We start from the raw sequence: 17,762 nt of genomic DNA, 5'->3' as shown, positions 1-17,762 counted from the left end.
GTGAGGCGCGGGGTTGGTCAGTCGTCGATGACCAGGACGGCCCAGATGCCGAGCCAGGCGGCGAGGAACACGATCACGCCGATGATCGCGGCGAGCCGGCCGTCCGCGGTGAAGTGGTAGGTGACGCCGCCGGACAGAGCGCCGAGGAGGAGGCCGATCAGGAAGTGGGGCATGGGGGTGGTGTTCCTTCGTGGTTCGGCGGTTGGCCCAGCCGCCGCCGGGCGTGGGTTGGGTGGCAGCGGCCGGGGACTGGGCGGGTCAGAGTCGGTGGTATTCGCCGGTCTCGTGGGCGTGGGCCAGCCGCTCGCGGGCGTAGTCGTCCTCTCGCTGCGACAGCTCATCGCTGCACTCGGCGGTGGTGCACTGCTGGATCTCGATGCCGTGTCGGCAGCGGGCGTACAGCTCGTACTCAGGCAGGGTCACGACTGGCTCCTGTCGCCGCCGGTGCGGATGGTGTCGGTAGAGGCCGGGTCCTCCTGCTCGCCGAGGTCGAACTCGTGGCTGGTGATGGTCTCGAGCTGGTCGGGAACGACCGCATCGACGGCCCGGTGGACGGCCAGCGCGACCTGGCGCCGGGGGGTGTCGGTGGCGAACGTGAGGGTGACGTTCACGCGGTGCTGGGTGGTGTGGTTGGTCATCAGGAACTCCAGGGGAAGGTGTGCGGGGTCAGGGGCCGGGCTGGTAGCCGACGGAGAAGCCGGGCAGGCCGAGGCCGAAGTCGGGGTCCGCGGACGCGGGGCGCAGGGGGGCGGACATGACGGTTTCGTCCAGCGAGCACATCGGGTGGGCCGGGGAGAGGCCGGCCTTCAGGCCGGTCCAGCGGAACGGCTCGCCGCAGTCGCGGCAGTTGACCTTGATGTCGGCGCTGTAGCCGATCACGGTGGGGTCGTCGTCGCTGCGGGTGATGCGGTTGACCGCGACGTAGGCGTCGAAGGTCTCGTGCGGGCACGGCCGGTCCGGGTCGGCGGCCGGGGTGGGCGTAGGCGGCATGGGTCAGGACTCCTTCTTGGGCGCGGTCTTGGGCTTGTCCTGGCGGGGCGGGCGGTGCTGGCAGCAGCACTGGGCGCCGGGGCCTGGCTGGCTGCCGCAGTGAGCGATGGGCGGCAGGCCGCGGTCGGCGGCGTAGGCGCAGCGGTCGCAGATCACGAGCGGGTGACTCCTTCGGACGGGTCAGGCGGCGGTGCGGCAGGGACGGCACAGGCCGGCGGGTAGCGGGTCGCGGGCGGGGGCTCGGCAGCGGTGGCATTCGTGCCAGCCGGGCGCGGGAGGCGGCTGCGGGGGGCGGCCGCGGGCCCGTTCGGCGGCGGCCGCGGCGCACACCCGGCAGTCCTCGCTGGTGGACCACAGCCGTCCGGCCTCGCAGTCGGGGTTCTCGCAGCCCCACCGCTTGAGGGCGGCGCCCAGGAGCCAGCGGCCCGGGTCGCGGACATCGGTGACGGCGTAGCGGTCCTGGAGCCGGAGCCGGAGCCGCTCGGGGTCGGTGCCGGTGCTCAGCTGGCGGCCGACGGCGCGGGCGACTTCGCGCAGCACCCAGGTTCGGATGCCGGGCAGGAGGTGCCGTACGGGCTCCAGGACGTGCCAGACGCGGGGGGAGAGCTGAAGGGTGGGGCCGGTGTAGGTGCGGTCCGCGCGGGACGCGCGAGAGGCGCCCGGGTCGCGCGGCGGCGCGGCCGAGTTATCCACAGCCGCCTCGCGCGCTACCTCCTGTACCTCGCCTACGGCGGATGGGGAGGAGTGGTGCGTGGTTCTCAGGTCGTTCAGTTCTTGGTCTTCCCTATACGCGAGGGATCCGTCTTCATGATCAGCACCCGATCCGTCATCAACTCCGGGAGTCGGGTCGGGGGTGTCGGCGGGGTGGACGGGGTGGTCGTGGACGGTGACGGCGTGGCGGCCGCGGTAGCCGCCGCGCCGCTCGAGGCTGATCCAGCCGGTGGCCTCCAGCTCGTCGAGCAGGTCGCTGACGGCCTCGTCGGTGATCGGCTGGCCGGCGCGCTTACCGGAGTGGTGCCGCAGGACTTTGGCGAGTTCGGTCAGGGTCGGCTGGTGGCCGATCGCCTGGGCGTACCGCAGGGCCAGGTACAGGCGGTGCAGGCGGGGCTTGAGAGCGTCGGCGGCCGCCACCGGCGCCCACACGTACCCTTCGGCGTCGAGCTCGCGGCACCAGCGCAGGGCGGTCTGCCCGGTGCCGGACACGCTGTGGGTGCGGCGGCGGGTGTAGACCTCGACCACTCCGTCCGGGCCGGGCCTGCCCAGGCGCCGTAGAGCACGCTCCACGGAGGAGACGGACAGGCCGGTGAAGGCGGCGATCTCCTCCACGCCGGCGGTGCACTGCTCGGCCCGCTGGGCGAGGGCGTTGACCTTCCCGTAGACGGTGATGTCGGCGTCCGCGTAGCTGCTGCCGAGCACCAGCCGCATGGGGTATCGGACCCGCTGCCCGCGGCGGCGCGGCCGGCCGGTGGCCGGGCGCACGCCACCGGCCCGGCCACCGGGGTGGTGGCCGGGCTCAGCGGCGGCGGGCAGGAAGGTCACGGCGGTGGGTCAGCTGCCGGTCGCGCGGGGGGTCTTGGGCCGCTTGGTGATGGTGGCGGTCTTGTGCTTCCGGCCGGTCTTGACCAGCTCGGCGAGGGTGCCGGTGGCGCGGAAGCGGACACCCCAGGCGGCGGGGACGATCACGCGTTCGTCGGTCTGCGGGTTGCGGGCGGTGCGGCGAGCCCGCCGCACCCGCTTGAAGGAGCCGAAGTTGGAGACGACCACCTCGTCGCCCCGGAAGAGGGCGCGGGCGATCGTGTTCAGCAGTGCCGTCACGGCGCGGTTGGCGTCATCCGGGTGGACGCCCAGCTCTGCGGCGATGGCCGCGGCCAGGTCCTCCCTGCCCAGGCGGCGAGGCCTCTTGGGGGAGCCTGCCGCTGTAGTGGTGCTCATCTGCTCTCTCATCTCTCGTGGTGGCGGTGCTTGCGTCCCGCGCCCGGTGGCCGGTGTCATCCACGGGGCGCGGGACAGTCCTGAGGTCAGGCCGGGGGGTGGACCTGGAGGCGGTGACGGGTGCGTGCGTCTTCGGCCAGGACCCGCAGGCCGTGTTCCTCGCTCCAGGTGCAGCCCGAGCACGACGCCCGGTAGGCGTCGCGGCCGGTGCAGCCGGAGGCCGGGTCGACGGGCTTGCCGGACGGGCGGAGCCGGTGGGTGCACTCGGTGCCGTCGGCGTGGAGCGGGGTGATGGCCAGCTTCAGCCGCATGACCGGCCCTCCCTTCCGTCCGGCTGGACGACGGGCAGCTCCACGGTCTCCGCCCACGAGGGGATGTGGTCGGGCACGGCGGCCTGCGGCGAGTGCTGAAGCGTCACGACGTAGGCCGGCGGCTCGAACCGCTCGGTCGTCCCGGCCGGGCTGGGCGGCGGGGCGGGGGCCTGCTGGCTCGGCACGCGCAGGTCGCACGGGGCGGGCACGGTGATGCTGTGCGCGTTCGCGGCGTCGGCGGCCTGCTGCTGGAGGTCAGCGATCCGCTCCCGGGCCTGGCCGAGCGCGGCCTTGGTCTCCTCGCACTCCTGGCGGGTCTGTTCCAGGTCGGTGGCGAGTGCAGCCTCACGGCGCAGGGAGGAGGTCAGATCGCAGACCAGCCGTTCGTTCTCCGCGCGAAGCTGCGCGCGGCTGGCCAGGAAGCGGTGGGCGCCGTGGGGGCGCAGGTGTTCCAGGACGCTCATGCCGGCACCGCCTTCCTGGTCCGCGCGGCGCGGCGCTTCATCCGGCGGCGCTCGTCCTCGGACAGGCCGCCCCACACGCCGTTCGGCTCGTTCGTCTCCAGCGCCCACCGAAGGCACTGCTCCATGACGGGGCAGCGGCGGCAGACGGCCTTGGCCTCCTCGATCTGGAGCAGGGCCGGGCCGGTGGTGCCGATCGGGAAGAACAGCTCCGGGTCCTCGTCCCGGCACACCGCGCTGTCGCGCCAGGTGTCGCCGTGCTCGAGGGCGGTGGGGGCCGAGTGGCGGCGGAACGCCGGGCCTCTACGAGTGGTGGTCATCAGGTCCTCCTTCGTGGGTGTCGTGCGCGGGCGGGAGGGGGATGTTGAGGGCCGCGTGGAGGGTGGCCTCCGCGCGGAGGAAGCCGTCGTTGTCGGCGGGCTCGGTGAAGCGCCAGGGCTCGCCCGGGGAGGGCAGCAGGTGCCAGCCGGTGACGCGGCCGCCGGGGGTGATGTTGAGGCCGAGGGCGACGCCGCGCGGGTGGAAGACGACGCGGTTGATCAGCCACAGCAGGCCGGAGCCGACCAGCTCCTCCAGCGGCCGCATGCCCTCGGGGAGCAGGTCCGCGGCGGGGGTGTCCTCGCCGACCTGGCCGGCCATGTGCAGGGCGTTGGTGTGGGCGCGCAGCCGCGCGTACTTCTGGTCCGTGGTGTGGCCGTCCCACTGGGCGCGGGGGTCGTCGGCCGCCACGTGCTCGACGTCCTCGAACAGGTGGGCGTCGTCAGGGGCGATGTGCCAGGTCATCTGCCAGCCGCCGACGGTCAGGTACAGCAGCTGCCAGCGGGGATCGTCGACGTCCTCCGCGGGGGCGATGACCGCGCTCGCCGGGTGCAGCGCGGCCAGCCACGCCAGCAGGTGCGCACGCTCCCGGTAGGCGCCGTCCCGCTCCTTCTCGGTACGCCGGCGGCGCTCAGCCTCGGCCTTCAGCTCTTCCTCGAGCTGCCGGGCGACGGCCTTCCAGTCGGTGGGCGCGGACTGCTCGTCCTCGGCCGCCTGGTGCTCGATGCGGACGGTCTTGCCCGCCAGGTCGACGCCGACGTGCGCCAGCAGCTCGCGGACGGCAGTCGGCTCCTGGGCGCAGTCGCCGGCGTAGGTGTGTTGCTCGGCGCAGTCCGGCCCGCACTCCTGAGGGGTGTGCTCGCTGGTGGTCGGCGGGTGCTCAGCCACGGCCCGTCTCCTGTTCGTCGATCTCGGTGGCGTGGACGAGGTGCCGCGTCCCGAAGGCGTCGCGGCCGTAGAGGACCTGGCCGTCGTCCGGGAGGAGGGCGGTGGCGGCGCGGTCGAGGTACGCGGTCACGGCGGGGTGGCCCTGGACGATGGCCCAGGAGACGCCGAGCGTCCGGTCGGCCCAGTCCTCGACGCGGAAGACGATCGCGCTCTGGCCGGTGTGGTGCGGCAGGCGCGTGCCGGGCCGCAGGACTACCGCCTGGCCCGCCAGGGGGTGCGGCGCGGCGTGCTTCGTGACGGTCCTGCCACCCGGGCGGGCAGCGGCGGGCGGCTGCTCCGGCGCTTTCGGTCCCTGCTGCAACGGCTCGGCCTCCTCGGGCTCCTTGTCCGCCGGCAGCGCGGCCTCGGCCAGGTCGCTGAAGTCCAGGTCCGGCTCGGCGTGGCCGGACCGCTTGTGCAGCCACGCCTGGATGGAGCCGCCGAAGACGGCCAGCGTCCCGAAGGCGCCCGCGACGCCCAGGCCGACGAGGGAGACGGTGGTGGACATCACGACTCCTCGTTGGGGTCGTAGGTGTCGTGGACGTCGACGACGGTGACGCAGTAGCCGGTCACGAACTCGTCCTCGCCGCGCTGGGCGTACAGCTCCCAGACGGCCGGGTCGTCCTCGTTGTCGGGCACCCAGTCCAGGGACAGCCGGTCGCCGTCGGTGTGCTCGCGCCGCAGCTCGGTCTCGCAGTGCTCGCGGGCGGGCTCCGGCGTGGTGTAGGTGCACAGGACGATGCCGCGGCCGTAGTGCTCGGCCCGGTACACCGTCAGACCGCTCGCCTCGTGGTCGTTCTGGTTCGCCATCACGCACCACCGAAGGGGCGTCCGGTGACCCTGGCCAGGTGCAGCAGCGCGTAGGTGACGCCGTTGACGGCCTCGGCGATGGCGGCGGCGTCCGGGCCGGTGTGGTCCACGCGCAGGCTGCCGGCGCACCGCTCGGCCAGGAAGCTGAAGTTCGGGGCGGGCGGCTTCGGCGCGGCGGGCAGCTCGCGGCGGGCCTGGGCGACATCGGCGAGGGTGCGCAGGACACCCCAGCGGCGCTCGACGCCGGGGTCCTCGTAGTCGGTGACGACGAGGAAGACGTCACCGCCGTCACCGAAGGGGTTCTCGAGGTAGGTGGCGCTGACGCCGTGGGTCTGCTGCTCGGGGTCCGGGGAGAGCAGCACCGCCGGGATCAGGGCACCGTCGCGCACCCCGGCGGGCTGCTCGGGGGTGATACCGAGCCGGGTCAGGACGTTGGTGATCGCCGTGACCTGCCTGACCAGGTGGCTGGCCCGGGCGCCGGCGGTCGCCTGCCGGTTGTGCTCGTACTCGTCCTCGGCCTGGGCGAGCCAGCCGGTCGTGGGATTGGGCATGGTCAGTCCTTCGCTGGTGTCGTGGCCGGAGGCCGGGCGGGCGCGGCCGGGGTGGTGCCGGGCAGGGGGGTGAGCATGCGGTGGCCCTCGTACGGCTCGCGGGGGATCAGCTCCCCCTGGCCGGGCGGGACCGGGAGGGGGCGGGGCTCGGGGTCCTTGTCGCCCTCGTGCCGGTACTCGGTGCAGCGGTACTGGCCCGCGCGGGAGTACAGGCCCTGCTCGTTGCGGTCGCCGTCGAGCCACTGCGCGGGGCGGCGGCCCATCAGCGAGATGAGGACGAGAGGGCAGCCCTTCCCGTCGTCACCGCGCCGGGCCGACTTGTCGTGGACGCACGTGGCGCAGTTCGCATCCATCCAGCCGTAGCCCTCGTCGGAGTTGGAGAAGGCGGGCTCGTCGCGGGACTCGGCCAGCAGCTTGTCGAGGTCGTCGGGGCTCACCGCGTGCCTCCCAGGCCGATGCAGTCCAGCAGGCCGCGCAGCTCGCACGCGATGTCGGCCTGGGAGGCGAGGGCGCGTCCGGCGGCGGCCGGGTCGGTGTCGTCGAGGGGGTGGGGGTGCTCGGCGGCGATCCGGTCGGCGACGGTGAGGGCCGCGCGGCGCTGCTCGCGGATGCTGTTGGCGATCACGGGGGTGTCGCGGCCGTCGCTGAGGTTGGGCCGTCGTCGAGCGGAGGGGATGCCCCCGGTGGCGGAGCGCTTCACCGCGCGCCCTCCTTCCAGCACGGGCCGCAGATGTCGCGGCCGTCGTCGGTGTGGTGCCAGCCCTCGGCCTGGGCGCGGGCGCGCAGCTCGGCCTCCGACTCGTCGCCCACCTCGTCGCGGAGGTGGGCGCCGCAGACCTGGCCGCTGGGGCGTCCCTCGCAGGAGATGACCCGGTAGGTGGTGATCAACGGGTCACCCCCTCGGTGAGGGAGGCGGCCCAGGCCGCCAGCGTGGCGAAGTCGTCCTCGCGCAGGCCCAGGGACGGGTCGACGTCGTACAGCAGCGCGGGGCCGCCGTGGTGGGCGGCGACGTAGGCGCGGTCGGTGGCGTCGAGCTGGTCGTCGACCCAGGCGAAGGGGCGACCGGCGGCCCAGGAGACGATCTCGTGGGTTTTCCAGTAGGTGCCGTCGTTGCGGGTGGCGTCCATGTCGGTCCAGGTGATGACCGACAGGGTGGGCAGGCCGATGCGGGGGCCGATCCACTCGTTCGCGTCGTGCTGCCAGGTGGTGGCCCAGACCAGCTCGTAGGGCAGGGCGGTCAGGGCCGGGCCGTGGGCGGGGTTGAGCCACACCAGCAGGTCGCCGGGCTCGGTCCAGCAGTCGGGACGCATCCAGTGCATCTCGTAGTCGGTGACGTCGGCGAGGTTGGTGACCGCGAACGGGTTCAGCACGCCATCGACGTCGATCAGCAGCAGCGGCTTGGTCACGGCACCCTCCCTAGAAAGTTAGACCGCGTTATGCGGTGTACGTTTATCGTCTCAAGCGGCCTGCAACATGGCAAGCCTTTTGCGGTTGAAGTTTCCGAGTCAGGGGGAGGCGGGCCCGTCCTCCACCGGCCGCAGCTCGGCGAGCGCCTGGCCGTACGCGGCGCAGAAGCCCGGGCAGTACCAGCGGGCGGGCTCCCGGGAGCCGGCCACCTCCACCCGCACCGTCCCGGCCGGCGGCCGCCCGTCGGCGGCCGTGCCGCACGCCGGGGCGGTGCAGGACCCGGGCCGCTCCACCAGGCGCGGCGGCGGGGCCTGGCCGACCAGGCCACGGTTCCACTGCTGCTGAGCCGTCGTGGCCTTGCCTCTGGGCATCACGCCACCGCCTTCGCGGCAGGCCGACGGCCCGGCTTGTGGCCCAGGGGCGGCAGGTCGATGTCGGCGGGGTCGATCAGGCCGCGCGCCATGGCGATCGCCACGGCATGTGCGCGGCTCGTCGCGCCGAGCCTGCGGTAGGCCCTGCTCACACTGGACCGGGCTGAGTGGAGCGAGATGCCCAGCAGGTGGGCGATCTGCTCGTTCTCGTAGCCGTTGGCGACCAGCCGCAGGACCGCCATCTGCCGAGCCGTCACCATGCCCTGGACGGGCGCCGACTTACCCGCCTCGGACACGACAGGGGGCGCGGGTGGCCTCTGCGCGGTCTCGGTCATCACCACCTGGGCGGCCGCCCGGGCCAGCAGATGAAGCTCCGGAGGACTGACCCGCATCTGGTGCTGTCGCGCGGTCTCGACCATGGAGGCCATCAGCATGCGGGGGAGGGGGGCGCTCATGACGGCCTCCCGGGCGCGGTCAGGTCACGGCCGACGCGGGCGGACAGGGCCACCACCCACGCCTGGCACAGCGAGGCGAGCTGGATCAGCTCGGCGGCCAGCCGCTCGGGGTCGGTCTCGGCGAACGCCTCGGCGGCCTCTTCCCACACGATGTCCCGCCAGGTGACCAGTCCGGCCGCGGACATGGCCTGGCAGTGCCGGCGGGCCAGGTCCGCGGTCTCCCAGTCGCCGGGCTGGCCGGTGCCGTCGGGGTGCCGCTGGTCTCCCCAGCGCTCCAACTGCCGCTGACGCTCGGCGTCGACGGCCTGGGCGAAGTCGCGCAGTCCGGGGGTGGCGAAGAGGGTCGGGGTCGGGTACATCAGGCGGCTCCCAGGTCGGGCTGGTCGGTGGCGGGTACGGCGCGCAGGTGCCGGCGCCGGGTAGAGCGGGCGGTCTTGGCGTCCGTCTCGTCCAGAGCGGCCTCCAGCTCGGCGCGGTTGTGCGCGGCCTGCTGAGGGGAGACCGGACGCGGGGCGCGCGGCGCGTCCGGCCGAGGACCGCCGAACGTGCCGTCGGGGATGGACTCGGCCATCAGCCGGGCCCACAGCTCGTCGGTCACAGCTCCTCACCTCCGTCCGGCGGGCACGGGCGGCGCCGACGAAGCTCGGCGCGGATCTCGGCCGCCCGCTGCTGGGCGGTCTCAGGGGTGGCTGGCGGCAGCGTCCGCTGCCACGGCGGGGCCGGGCGGGCGGGAGTCGGGCGCCAGCCGCGGGTGCGCAGCGCGGTGATGTACTCCGCTGCGAACACCTCGGCGTCGACCGGCTCTTCGCCTTCGGCGGCGGCCGCGTCCCGGGCGCGCAGCCGCATGGCCAGTGCCCGGATCGCGTCGCGTGTCTCCTGATCGGGGTGGAGGTCGTCCATGACGCATCCCGCCGCCCTCAGACCGCGCCGCTGTCGTCGTCGCGGCGGGCGGCGTTCAGCGTCGCCTCCAGCCCGCCGACGATGGTGTCCAGCTCGTGCTTCATCTCCGACACCGTGAGGTCCGGGCCCTGGACGACACGGCGGGCGTAGCTGGCCCAGTGCGCCAGCCCGGCGCGGAGCCGGGCGACCTCGATCGCGTGGAGCAGCCCGCCGGTCAGCCGCAGTGTCTCCTCGCTCAGCTCGAGCTGCCCGTCCTCCTGGAAGGTGCCCGCGGCGGTGCGCTGGAGGTACAGGGCCCGCATCGCCTCCCGGATCGCGCCCTCCTGCTCGGCGTTGGGGACCTCGAGGTGGGTGATGCGGGCCTTCACCGACGGGGCCTTGGCCGAGTCGGGGGCCGGCTGGGTGCGCTCCAGGTGCGCCATCTCCGCGATGAACACGATCCGCATGCCCTGGCGGGCGTACAGCAGGGGCACGTACGGCTCCAGCGCCTCAGCGGCGGCGGTGCCGACCTGGCTGTCGAGCTTGATCCTGGGCATGGTCAGTCCTTCGGGACGGTGGGACAGGTGGTGATCTGGGCGGCGGGGCGGGAGGTCACAGCGCGCCCTCCCAGGTCGCCAGGTGCTCCAAGGCGACGTCGCGTTCGTGCTTCAGCGCGGCGATGCGCTCCAGCAGGCCGACGACGGTGGCGTTGGCGGCGCTGTGCCACTCCTCTTGCGGCACCCGGCACACCAGGGCCACGGTCATGGCGCCGGGCCGCATGCGGCTGGCGATGACCGTGCGCTCGGCGGCGGCCCGGGACGGGCACGGGATGGGGCCGGTGCGGCTGCCCTGCTCGGGCAGCACGGCCCACTCCAGAGCGCTCACCGCTGCTGCTCCTGCCGCGTCGGCGGCCGGTTGGGGGCCTCGCCGCGCCTCACCCAGTCGGGGGTGGCACCGAAGTGCCACCAGCGGCCGCCGTCGCACCGGTAGGCCCGCAGAGCCCGGTTGGGGTAGAGGTACCGGGCCGCCCGCTTGGCGACCTTGCGGGAGGTGTAGCAGCGCCTTCCGCAGTCAGGGCAGCTGTCCAGGACGTGGAGCTGGCCGAGGTTCTTCGCCGGATGCTCCTGGCTCACGACCCGCCTCCCTCTTCGGGGGCCTTGCGGGCGATGTCGTCGGCCGTGCAGGCGAGCACGTTCAGCATGAACATCGCGCCGGGCAACTGGCTCGGGCCGTCCAGGGCGGCGCCGATGCGGGAGGCCGCGAAGAGCAGCACGGTGGCCGCGGTCGTGGGGTCGACGCCGGTGTGTTCGACGATCTCGCCGGCCAGCCGCGCGCACCACTCGTCCAGGCCGGCGGCGTGGGCGTCGGCGGCGTGGCGTCGGCGGCTCTCCCGGACCACGCCCAGACCGATCTGGAGCGTCCAGTCCTTCACGTGCATGGAGGGGTGGGGAGCTGCGGCGATCCGCCGCAGCTCCTCCACCGACGGGATGCGCTCGCTCACTGCTCGGCTCCCGCGTCGTCCTGCCCGCCGGTCTCCTCGTCGGTCACGGGGACGGCCCGGATGACCGACGGGACGGACAGCTCCTGGTCCGCCTCGTCGTCCGCGCGCAGCAGGTCGACCATCTCCGGGGAGGTCGGCACCCGCTTGCCCAGCCGCCGCACCGCGCTCTTGGCCCACATGGCGTCGAAGTCGGTGTGCCAGGGCGAATCCCGCTTCCCGGTGCTCTCGGCGTACCGGTATGCCTGGGAGTAGGTGTCGCGGATCTCCTCGGCCTCGGACCGGTTGAGGAGGATCACCTGGGAGCGGCGGCCGTCTCGCATCCAGCAGAAGGCGTAGGCCAGGATCACCGGGCCGCGCTGGGCGGACGTCAGCAGCGGGTCCGGCTTGTGCACGAAGTCGTGCGGGGACGGCGCGGTGGGGGTGTGGTCCCACAGGTCCCGCTCCCGGATCCACCCGAAGTGCACCGAGGAGACGACCCCGGAGCGGTGCATCACGTCGATCAGCCCCTGATACATGGGCTGGAACGTCGCGTTGCCCTTGTAGGGGACGATCGCGGCGTTGCGGCCGTCCGGGGCGAGGCCGAAGCGGGCGCACTCCAGCAACGCCACCTCGATGCTCTCGACGGAGCAGTTCCGCAGCTTGTCCATCGCGGTCAGGGCGGTCTGGATGAAGTGGCCCTCGTCCACGTGGCGGGGCAGGGCGGAGGCGATGTAGGTGCGGCGCCGCTCCAGCCACGCCAGGGTCTTGTCGTGCGCGGCGATGTCCACGTCGGTGCTCGGAGCCTGGGGCTCCTCGCCGGTGGCCTTGGCCTTCACGCGGTCTTTCAGGTCGCTCACGGCTGGGGTCCTTTCGCGGGCACGCGCAGCACGCGCGCCCGGTAGCGCCGGTAGGTGTTGGGGGCGTCGTCGGCCAGGCGCTCGAGGTCGAGCGACCCGTCCGGGCGGGTGTAGCGGGCGGCCAGCTCGGGTTCCTGCTCGCGGAAGTCCGCCGCGCGGAACGTGCCGTTGGCGCGCCAGGTGTAGAGGGTGCGGCCGTTCAGGTCGGCGGCGATCTCCGCGTCGCCGAGGTCGGCCTTCATCGCGTTCTCGACCTCGGTCAGCTCCCGGTCGAGGACGGCGATGCGGCCCTTCAGCGCGGCTCGGCGGGCGATCAGCCGCCCGGCGCGCACCGGATCGACCTGGGCTATGGCCCCCTCCTGGGACTCCCACAGGTGGTCCAGGAACTCGGCGGTCGCGCGGGAGCCGTCCGGGACCGGGGGCTCGCCGTCGATGACGTGCCGCTGCCACCACCGGCCGCAGTAGTCGATCAGGTGGTCGATCAGCTCCTGGTCGCGCTCCAGCCGGTGCCAGCGCAGCCGGTTCCCGCCGATCAGGGCGGCGACCCAGGCATGCGGCCAGCCGCCGACGGCCATCGCCCACAGCCCTTGGAGAGCGGGCTCGTCGGGCACACCGGCATCCCACTCGGAGGCCATGTACTCGCTGCGGTTCTTGCACTCCAGCGGGACCACGACCGTGCCGCCGGCCTCGGCCGGTTCGAGGACGAGCCGGTCGATGTTGACCCGCATCCACGGGTAGTCGACGTGCGCGAGAGTGCCCGGCGACGGCGCGATCTCGAACCCGGTACGCCGCGCGAACAGGCGGGCGATGTCGTCCTCGAGTTCGCGGCCGCACTCGGCGGCCTCGCTGTCGACGTCGGAGTGCAGGCCCAGCTTCTCGCGCCATACCCGCAGCGGGCTCTTCCAGCGGTCCATGCCCAGCACCGCGGCCACGTCCGAGCCGCCGAGCCCGCCCGCCCGGACGGTGTGCCACAGGTCGTCTGTGGGGCGGGGCGGCAGGATCAGGCGCGCGGTGGGGGCCTGAAGGGTGTCCAGGGCCGAGGCGGTCACCAGGCACCGTCCGGGATCGGCACGCGCTCACGGACGCGGGTGGAGGCCAGGCCCTCGAGGTAGCCCGCCAGGACGGGGGTGGACGCGGCGGTGAAGCGGTTGGTCATCCGCGCCCAGCGGCCCTCGACGTCCGCGCCGGTGGCCACGTCGTCGCGGGCGCGGGCGTAGGCGAGGAGGAAGGCGAGTTGGTCCTTCCTCGGCATGTGCTCGCAGTGCCGCTCCGCGCGCTGTTCGGTGATCTCCTCCAGCGTCATCGCGCCGCCCCCTGCTCCTGCTCCTGGTCCTGGGGGGTGTAGGCGGGGGAGGCGGTCACCGGGATCACGCTGTAGCCGGTGCAGACACCGCTCTCGTCGCCGGGGGAGAAGACGAGCAGGTCTTCCGGGGCGTCGTCGCCGTGGTCGGGGACCCAGGAAGTGAACCCGTCCGGCGGGGCGGCCTCGCGCTGCACGTCGGCCAGGCAGTGCTGCCGGGCGGCGGCGCGGTTGGTGTAGAGGCCCAGGCGCTCGGTGTCGTACTGCGCTTCGTAGACGGTGACGGGCTGGCCGGGCTCGGTCGCCACGGCCGTCCAGCCGTACGCCCATACGTCCGGGCCCATGGCGTAGCTCTGCCAGGCGGCGGTGGGGCTGATCCGCAGGAAGCCGAAGGCGCGCCGGGTGCTGGGCTTGCTGGGGTGCGGCGCGGTGGCGACGCACATGAACGCGGCGCGGGCGGCCGGGGTGCGGGCCTCGGCCAGCTCGTAGGTGGTGCCGGGGGTGAAGAAGTCGTCTCTGTCGCCTGGCGGGCGGCTAGAGGTGTCCTCCATGGGCCTGCTCTCCTCTCGGTGGTGAAGGGGTGTGAGGTCTGAGGCAGGGGTCTGCGGTGTGCGTGGTCCCGGGGGTCAGGCGGCCTGGGAGCGGTCGATGCCGGGGGCGTCGGAGTAGAGGCCGGACAGCAGGACCGCGAAGTGGCCGATCTCCTCGGGAGTCAGGCGGCAGTCGGCGCAGGCGGTCGGGTCGGGGACGCCGTGCTCGCAGGGCGCGGTGTAGCCCGCCTCCCACGCCTCGTCGGCGGTCCGGCACACCGCCCGCTCATCCCTGGTGCTCATGCCGCCTCGTCCGTCCCGGAGCGGGCGTCGGCGGCGGGTGTCTCGGCCGATGTGGCGCGCCGCTCGCGCAGGTCCTCGGGCTGGGCCTTCAGGGCCTCGCAGATCCGCATGTAGGTGGGCGCGGAGGGCTCGTACTGGCCTCTTTCGAGGGCGAGCAGGTGGCCGCGGGATATCCCGGCGGCCTCCGCCACCTCCTCCGCACGTAGCCCAAGCTCTTCGCGTCGCTCACGCGCCGCTGCTCCCTTGAAGATGAACGACCTCATGCCTCCGAGTCTGCATGCATCTGCATGAAGTATCAACACTTCGCATGCAGGTTTATAAGAATGCATGCGACAGCGCATATGCGGCATGGCGCATATGCAGTAGGGGGCTGGTCAGGGTTGCCTAACCCTGCGCTACTCTCATGCAAAATCATGAAGATGCATGCCCCCCACGTGCTGAGGATGGAGCCCATGACGAGCAAGGCTGCCCATGCGCAACGGCTCTGGGAGCTGTCTCAGGCACGCGCAGAGGAGCTGGGCAAGACCCTCCAGGACGTGGCCGCCGACGCGGGTGTCTCGTCTCAGACCGTGTACCAGTGGCGCAAGGGCGAGCGACGGGTGTCCGGGCGCATCGACCGTGTGGTCTCGCTGGCGCTGGGGTGGGAGCCGGGGAGCCGCGCCGAGATCCTGGCCGGCAGAGACCCCCAGCCGGTTGCGGCGGTTGCGGAGGCGGCGCAGGAGACCTCGCGGGGCGCCTACCCGGATGACTCCCTGGAGTCCGCTATCGCCGCCCTCCTGGCGCCGCTGACCACCAGCCAGAGACGGAAGGTGCTACGCAACGTGCGGGGCCGCCTCGGGGAAGCGGAGGAACCGGACGAAGGTCGTCACTCTGCGTGACATGTAAGTAACGTCCTGGTCACAACTCCTGAGTAACCGTAGAGTATTCCAACCTTAAAGGAACTGTTGTTCTCCCCAGCTCATGGCAACATCGCCTACACGGGAGGAAGTTGGGATGCTCTTGCTTTCCGCGTGCCTCTGCGCGGGCCTCTGCGTAGCCCTCGCCGTCCAGACCGTCCGCCTCGTCAGGCTCCGCAGGCGGCTCCAGGAGACCGAGGTCGAGCTCGCCACCGAGCGCATCATGTGCCTCATCGAGGAGCACTACGGGACAGGCGGTGAGGGCGCCCGGTCGCCGGCGCTCGCCGCCCTGGCCAACCAGACCGCCTGCCGCCGCCGGCGCCGCCGGCACCTGAGACTCATCTCCGGCGGAGCAGTAGCCACCGGAGTCCTGGCCGCCGCGTCCTGGCTGCGGTCGATCGTGGGCCAGTCCCGCCTGGCGACTGCCGGCGTGTCCTTCTCCGCGGCCGCCGCGGCGACCGTCGTCTACCTCGGCCCGGTCGAGAGCCCGCTGGACGACTCGCCGCGCGTGAGAGTCCCCGCACCGACCGGCGAATCGGTGCCCGAACCGAACCCCACGTCCCTGCCCGGGCACCCGATCACGAACACCCGGCCCGCCGCGCACAGCAGCGCCCTGCCGAGCGCGCAGGAAACGGTGGGACATGATGGCGTCACGGGGGCGCCATCACGTCCCACCGCGTCCCCAACCGGCCCCGCCAGCCCATCGGCCAGCGGCAGCGCCCCACTCGCCCCAAGGACGCCTGCGGACGCCTACAGGCCCACCACGTCGCCCTCCGCCGCTCAGCCGACCACGCCCGCGACCAGCGAGCACGGCGAAGCCAAGGACGGAGAGGCCGAGGAGGAGAACAGCGAGAGCGAGGACGGCCCCGGCCAGCCGACTCAGCGTCCCACGCCGCCGGCCTGCTCCAGAGCCGCCCTATCCTCCCCTGGATACGCCTGCCCCTGACGGCTCGCGGTCCTTCCCGGCCGGAGCCAGCCGCTTGCGCGTGAGCTGGACACTGGCCGGATCGAACCCCGGCCCCCGCTGAGCGGTGGGGGAGACGACGATGCGCCACAGAGCAGCGATCACCGTGGCCCTGTCGTCCACCGGCTCCTTCTCCCACCGCTCGCGGGTGACCCCGGCCATGCGCACCAGCAGCCGCGTGTTCGCGTCCGCGGTCATCTGGGCGCGCAGCTCGGCGATCTTCGCGTCGAAGGAGGCGACGGCCGCCAGCGCCAGGCCCGGGTCGACGTCCGGATGATCCGCCAGGTTCCGTACCTGCTCCTCCGTGGCCCGCTTGCGCCGCTCCAGCTCGGCGATCTGCGCGCCCAGGGCCGGGGCCTCGGCACCCGCGCGGGCCTCCAGCTCGGCGAGGAACCGGCGGTCGTTCAGCAGCCGCACCGTGCGGCCCTCGACGTAGGCGTTCAGCAGCTCCACCTTCCGGGCGAACCCGCCGCAGGAGCGGCAGTAGTACACCCGGTGCGGCGCCTTGCCGCGCCGCTTCGTGCCGGCGACCGGCTTGGTGGGGGTGTCGGTGCTGCCGCACACCCCGCACTCCGTCAGGCAGGACAGGACATGGACGCGCCGGGAGCTGAGGTTGTCGCCCAGCATCGTGTTCCGCTGGGCCACCCGGACCGCGTGCAGGGCCCGCAGCTGCTCCTGCGTCTCCGGAGAGATCACCTCGTCCCACGCGGCCTTGTAGAGCACGCCGTCCCGCTCGATCATGCCGATCATCCGCGGGGACAGCAGCAGCTTCCACAGCACCTTGCTGGTCCACGGGTTGCCCGCGGTGGTGAAGACCTTCTCCTCCACGTTCAGCCACCGCAGCACGCCGGCGGTGGACTGACCGGCCATCAGCCGGTCGACGACCCGGACGAGGTAGTCGATCTCCTCCGGCCTGGTCTTGTTGTGGTCCAGGACCTCGACCTCGGTCTCCTCGCCGGTCTCCTTGTCGACCTTGACCTTGGTCCGGCCGGTCGGCGCGCCCCAGCCGAACGGGCGGCGGCCGCCCTGGGTGCCCCGGCCGCCCTTGACGGCCCGGGCCAGGTGCCCGCGCTTCATCCGCCGAGAGATGTTGTCCGACTCCCGGCACGCCTGGGCGGCCTCGATACGCAGGATGAAGCGGTCGTCGGCGGAGTCCAGGTCGCGGGTGCCGGACGGCGAGGCGACCCGGACCCCCTTCTGGTCCGCAATCGAGATCAGCTTCTCGAGGTCGAATGGCTGCCTGATGAGCCTGTCGCCGTGGTAGATGAGCAGCGCGTCGATCTCGCCGGCCTCCACCGCGGCGAGCATCGCGTCCCAGGCCGGTCGGCGCCGGTTGCGCTGCCATGCGGAGCGGGAGTTGTCGACGAAGATGTGCCGCTCGCTGATCGGCCAGCGCAGCCGGGCGCCCAGCTCGCGGCAGTCGCCCTCCTGCCGCTCGACCTTCTCCAGTGAGCCGTCCGGGGCGTAGGACAGGCGGCAGTAGATCCCGGCGCGTCTGGGCAGGCGCGCCCCCTGCGGTGCCATCACGGCCTACTGCTCCGGGTGCTTGTCCCGCACCGCCGTGAAGGCGTCGGCCGGGCTCTCGCTGGGGTGGTCGCGCAGGTACACCGCGGCCTCGCGTGCGGCCTCGTCCGCGTCCACGCCGCGCTCCTCCATCTCCTGTAGCCACACCATCAGGGCCCGGTGCTCCAGGAGCTGGCGGACGATCGGCTCGCCGACCTCGGCGACGAGGTAGGGCCGGAACTCCCCCAGCCGCGCCCTGACCCGCTCGAGGTCGTAGCGGTCCATCTCCTCGAAGAGCCGGTCCCACAAGCCGTCGGCCGGCGGGGCAACGTCCCAGCCACGGGCGGCCAGCTCGGCGCGGGCGACGGCGCCCTGCTCCTCGGCCGTGCCCGGCATGTAGTCCTGCGGCCGGCGGACGTAGGTAGCCTCGGTGGGCTTGTCCTGCTCGCTCATATCCATAGCCCTCTCATGCGGGTGACGTTCCCGAGAGTGTAGGTGCTGGCTTGGACTTGAAGCA

The 17,762-nt window shown here is 73.0% G+C and carries 37 protein-coding genes; 2 read left to right on the top strand and 35 right to left on the bottom strand.

What is annotated here, in order from left to right:
- Positions 1–17: 17 nt before the first annotated feature.
- The 33 genes from QC029_RS16265 to QC029_RS16105 all read right to left on the bottom strand — a co-directional run bounded on the left by QC029_RS16265 (position 18) and on the right by QC029_RS16105 (position 14,145).
- Positions 18–173, bottom strand: coding sequence for a hypothetical protein (locus QC029_RS16265; protein ID WP_279556383.1), 156 nt, complete (start codon positions 171–173; stop codon positions 18–20).
- 85 nt (positions 174–258) lie between these two features.
- Positions 259–423, bottom strand: a complete 165-nt coding sequence (locus QC029_RS16260; protein ID WP_279556382.1) for a hypothetical protein — start codon at positions 421–423, stop codon at positions 259–261.
- Positions 420–638: a hypothetical protein gene (locus QC029_RS16255; RefSeq protein WP_279556381.1), complete on the bottom strand. Its 219-nt coding sequence runs from the start codon at positions 636–638 to the stop codon at positions 420–422. The genes QC029_RS16260 and QC029_RS16255 overlap by 4 nt, the downstream gene beginning before the upstream one ends.
- A gap of 28 nt (positions 639–666) precedes the next feature.
- Positions 667–990, bottom strand: a complete 324-nt coding sequence (locus QC029_RS16250) for a hypothetical protein (RefSeq protein ID WP_279556380.1) — start codon at positions 988–990, stop codon at positions 667–669.
- 3 nt (positions 991–993) lie between these two features.
- Positions 994–1,146, bottom strand: a complete 153-nt coding sequence (locus QC029_RS16245; RefSeq protein ID WP_279556379.1) for a hypothetical protein — start codon at positions 1,144–1,146, stop codon at positions 994–996.
- Positions 1,147–1,170: 24 nt separating this feature from the next.
- Positions 1,171–2,415 carry a hypothetical protein gene (locus QC029_RS16240; RefSeq protein ID WP_279556378.1) on the bottom strand — a complete coding sequence of 415 codons (1,245 nt, stop codon included), beginning with the start codon at positions 2,413–2,415 and terminating at the stop codon, positions 1,171–1,173.
- A 123-nt stretch (positions 2,416–2,538) separates the two neighbouring features.
- Positions 2,539–2,922, bottom strand: coding sequence for an HU family DNA-binding protein (locus QC029_RS16235; RefSeq protein ID WP_279556377.1), 384 nt, complete (start codon positions 2,920–2,922; stop codon positions 2,539–2,541).
- 86 nt (positions 2,923–3,008) lie between these two features.
- Positions 3,009–3,233: a hypothetical protein gene (locus QC029_RS16230; protein ID WP_279556376.1), complete on the bottom strand. Its 225-nt coding sequence runs from the start codon at positions 3,231–3,233 to the stop codon at positions 3,009–3,011.
- Positions 3,224–3,697, bottom strand: a complete 474-nt coding sequence (locus QC029_RS16225; RefSeq protein ID WP_279556375.1) for a hypothetical protein — start codon at positions 3,695–3,697, stop codon at positions 3,224–3,226. Before QC029_RS16225 ends, QC029_RS16230 begins: the two co-directional genes overlap by 10 nt.
- Positions 3,694–4,014, bottom strand: a complete 321-nt coding sequence (locus QC029_RS16220) for a WhiB family transcriptional regulator (protein WP_279556374.1) — start codon at positions 4,012–4,014, stop codon at positions 3,694–3,696. The genes QC029_RS16225 and QC029_RS16220 overlap by 4 nt, the downstream gene beginning before the upstream one ends.
- Positions 3,998–4,900 carry a hypothetical protein gene (locus QC029_RS16215; RefSeq protein WP_279556373.1) on the bottom strand — a complete coding sequence of 301 codons (903 nt, stop codon included), beginning with the start codon at positions 4,898–4,900 and terminating at the stop codon, positions 3,998–4,000. The genes QC029_RS16220 and QC029_RS16215 overlap by 17 nt, the downstream gene beginning before the upstream one ends.
- Positions 4,893–5,447 (bottom strand): hypothetical protein, encoded by a 555-nt coding sequence (locus QC029_RS16210; RefSeq protein ID WP_279556372.1) that lies wholly within the window; start codon positions 5,445–5,447, stop codon positions 4,893–4,895. The genes QC029_RS16215 and QC029_RS16210 overlap by 8 nt, the downstream gene beginning before the upstream one ends.
- Positions 5,447–5,749 carry a hypothetical protein gene (locus tag QC029_RS16205; RefSeq protein ID WP_279556371.1) on the bottom strand — a complete coding sequence of 101 codons (303 nt, stop codon included), beginning with the start codon at positions 5,747–5,749 and terminating at the stop codon, positions 5,447–5,449. Before QC029_RS16205 ends, QC029_RS16210 begins: the two co-directional genes overlap by 1 nt.
- Positions 5,749–6,300, bottom strand: coding sequence for a hypothetical protein (locus QC029_RS16200; RefSeq protein WP_279556370.1), 552 nt, complete (start codon positions 6,298–6,300; stop codon positions 5,749–5,751). Before QC029_RS16200 ends, QC029_RS16205 begins: the two co-directional genes overlap by 1 nt.
- 2 nt (positions 6,301–6,302) lie before the next feature.
- On the bottom strand, positions 6,303–6,737 hold the full coding sequence (locus QC029_RS16195; protein WP_279556369.1) for a hypothetical protein: 435 nt from the start codon (positions 6,735–6,737) through the stop codon (positions 6,303–6,305).
- Complete coding sequence (locus QC029_RS16190; RefSeq protein WP_279556368.1) at positions 6,734–7,000, bottom strand: hypothetical protein; 267 nt, start codon at positions 6,998–7,000, stop codon at positions 6,734–6,736. Before QC029_RS16190 ends, QC029_RS16195 begins: the two co-directional genes overlap by 4 nt.
- Positions 6,997–7,188, bottom strand: coding sequence for a hypothetical protein (locus QC029_RS16185; protein ID WP_279556367.1), 192 nt, complete (start codon positions 7,186–7,188; stop codon positions 6,997–6,999). The genes QC029_RS16190 and QC029_RS16185 overlap by 4 nt, the downstream gene beginning before the upstream one ends.
- Positions 7,185–7,706 (bottom strand): HAD domain-containing protein, encoded by a 522-nt coding sequence (locus QC029_RS16180; RefSeq protein ID WP_279556366.1) that lies wholly within the window; start codon positions 7,704–7,706, stop codon positions 7,185–7,187. The genes QC029_RS16185 and QC029_RS16180 overlap by 4 nt, the downstream gene beginning before the upstream one ends.
- Before the next feature lie 99 nt (positions 7,707–7,805).
- Positions 7,806–8,078 (bottom strand): hypothetical protein, encoded by a 273-nt coding sequence (locus QC029_RS16175; protein WP_279556365.1) that lies wholly within the window; start codon positions 8,076–8,078, stop codon positions 7,806–7,808.
- Positions 8,078–8,533, bottom strand: coding sequence for a response regulator transcription factor (locus QC029_RS16170; protein WP_279556364.1), 456 nt, complete (start codon positions 8,531–8,533; stop codon positions 8,078–8,080). The genes QC029_RS16175 and QC029_RS16170 overlap by 1 nt, the downstream gene beginning before the upstream one ends.
- Entirely contained in the window at positions 8,530–8,892 is a 363-nt protein-coding gene (locus QC029_RS16165) for a hypothetical protein (protein WP_279556363.1), read from the bottom strand. The genes QC029_RS16170 and QC029_RS16165 overlap by 4 nt, the downstream gene beginning before the upstream one ends.
- Positions 8,892–9,131 (bottom strand): hypothetical protein, encoded by a 240-nt coding sequence (locus QC029_RS16160; protein ID WP_279556362.1) that lies wholly within the window; start codon positions 9,129–9,131, stop codon positions 8,892–8,894. Before QC029_RS16160 ends, QC029_RS16165 begins: the two co-directional genes overlap by 1 nt.
- The gene (locus tag QC029_RS16155) at positions 9,128–9,433 is read right to left on the bottom strand and encodes a hypothetical protein (protein WP_279556361.1); all 306 of its coding nucleotides are present in this window, start codon (positions 9,431–9,433) and stop codon (positions 9,128–9,130) included. Before QC029_RS16155 ends, QC029_RS16160 begins: the two co-directional genes overlap by 4 nt.
- A gap of 17 nt (positions 9,434–9,450) precedes the next feature.
- On the bottom strand, positions 9,451–9,969 hold the full coding sequence (locus QC029_RS16150) for a hypothetical protein (protein ID WP_279556360.1): 519 nt from the start codon (positions 9,967–9,969) through the stop codon (positions 9,451–9,453).
- Positions 9,970–10,024: 55 nt separating this feature from the next.
- Complete coding sequence (locus QC029_RS16145; RefSeq protein WP_279556359.1) at positions 10,025–10,297, bottom strand: hypothetical protein; 273 nt, start codon at positions 10,295–10,297, stop codon at positions 10,025–10,027.
- The gene (locus tag QC029_RS16140) at positions 10,294–10,545 is read right to left on the bottom strand and encodes a hypothetical protein (protein WP_279556358.1); all 252 of its coding nucleotides are present in this window, start codon (positions 10,543–10,545) and stop codon (positions 10,294–10,296) included. Before QC029_RS16140 ends, QC029_RS16145 begins: the two co-directional genes overlap by 4 nt.
- A complete protein-coding gene (locus QC029_RS16135; RefSeq protein WP_279556357.1) occupies positions 10,542–10,913 on the bottom strand; it encodes a hypothetical protein in 372 nt (123 codons plus the stop codon). Before QC029_RS16135 ends, QC029_RS16140 begins: the two co-directional genes overlap by 4 nt.
- On the bottom strand, positions 10,910–11,749 hold the full coding sequence (locus tag QC029_RS16130) for a recombinase RecT (RefSeq protein ID WP_279556356.1): 840 nt from the start codon (positions 11,747–11,749) through the stop codon (positions 10,910–10,912). Before QC029_RS16130 ends, QC029_RS16135 begins: the two co-directional genes overlap by 4 nt.
- A complete protein-coding gene (locus QC029_RS16125) occupies positions 11,746–12,798 on the bottom strand; it encodes a YqaJ viral recombinase family protein (protein WP_279556355.1) in 1,053 nt (350 codons plus the stop codon). Before QC029_RS16125 ends, QC029_RS16130 begins: the two co-directional genes overlap by 4 nt.
- Positions 12,795–13,052: a hypothetical protein gene (locus tag QC029_RS16120; protein ID WP_279556354.1), complete on the bottom strand. Its 258-nt coding sequence runs from the start codon at positions 13,050–13,052 to the stop codon at positions 12,795–12,797. The genes QC029_RS16125 and QC029_RS16120 overlap by 4 nt, the downstream gene beginning before the upstream one ends.
- Positions 13,049–13,600 carry a hypothetical protein gene (locus QC029_RS16115; RefSeq protein WP_279556353.1) on the bottom strand — a complete coding sequence of 184 codons (552 nt, stop codon included), beginning with the start codon at positions 13,598–13,600 and terminating at the stop codon, positions 13,049–13,051. The genes QC029_RS16120 and QC029_RS16115 overlap by 4 nt, the downstream gene beginning before the upstream one ends.
- Before the next feature lie 75 nt (positions 13,601–13,675).
- The gene (locus QC029_RS16110) at positions 13,676–13,882 is read right to left on the bottom strand and encodes a hypothetical protein (RefSeq protein WP_279556352.1); all 207 of its coding nucleotides are present in this window, start codon (positions 13,880–13,882) and stop codon (positions 13,676–13,678) included.
- The gene (locus tag QC029_RS16105) at positions 13,879–14,145 is read right to left on the bottom strand and encodes a helix-turn-helix transcriptional regulator (RefSeq protein WP_279556351.1); all 267 of its coding nucleotides are present in this window, start codon (positions 14,143–14,145) and stop codon (positions 13,879–13,881) included. The genes QC029_RS16110 and QC029_RS16105 overlap by 4 nt, the downstream gene beginning before the upstream one ends.
- Positions 14,146–14,334: 189 nt before the next feature.
- On the opposite strand from QC029_RS16105, the gene QC029_RS16100 reads away from it, so the two are divergent.
- Both QC029_RS16100 and QC029_RS16095 read left to right on the top strand, forming a co-directional pair.
- A complete protein-coding gene (locus QC029_RS16100; protein WP_279556350.1) occupies positions 14,335–14,760 on the top strand; it encodes a helix-turn-helix transcriptional regulator in 426 nt (141 codons plus the stop codon).
- Between the two features lie 115 nt (positions 14,761–14,875).
- Positions 14,876–15,724, top strand: a complete 849-nt coding sequence (locus tag QC029_RS16095; RefSeq protein WP_279556349.1) for a hypothetical protein — start codon at positions 14,876–14,878, stop codon at positions 15,722–15,724.
- Here the strand turns inward: QC029_RS16095 and QC029_RS16090 are convergent.
- Positions 15,695–17,266, bottom strand: coding sequence for a recombinase family protein (locus QC029_RS16090; protein WP_279556348.1), 1,572 nt, complete (start codon positions 17,264–17,266; stop codon positions 15,695–15,697). The two genes, QC029_RS16095 and QC029_RS16090, sit on opposite strands and share 30 nt — an antisense overlap.
- 6 nt (positions 17,267–17,272) lie before the next feature.
- Positions 17,273–17,698, bottom strand: a complete 426-nt coding sequence (locus QC029_RS16085) for a hypothetical protein (RefSeq protein ID WP_279556347.1) — start codon at positions 17,696–17,698, stop codon at positions 17,273–17,275.
- Positions 17,699–17,762 lie beyond the last annotated feature (64 nt).

This window comes from Streptomyces sp. DH37 (assembly GCF_029813835.1).
Classification (GTDB): Bacteria; Actinomycetota; Actinomycetes; order Streptomycetales; family Streptomycetaceae; genus Streptomyces.
Note: the sequence above shows the minus strand (reverse complement) of the source record. Positions and strands in the feature narration are given on the sequence as shown.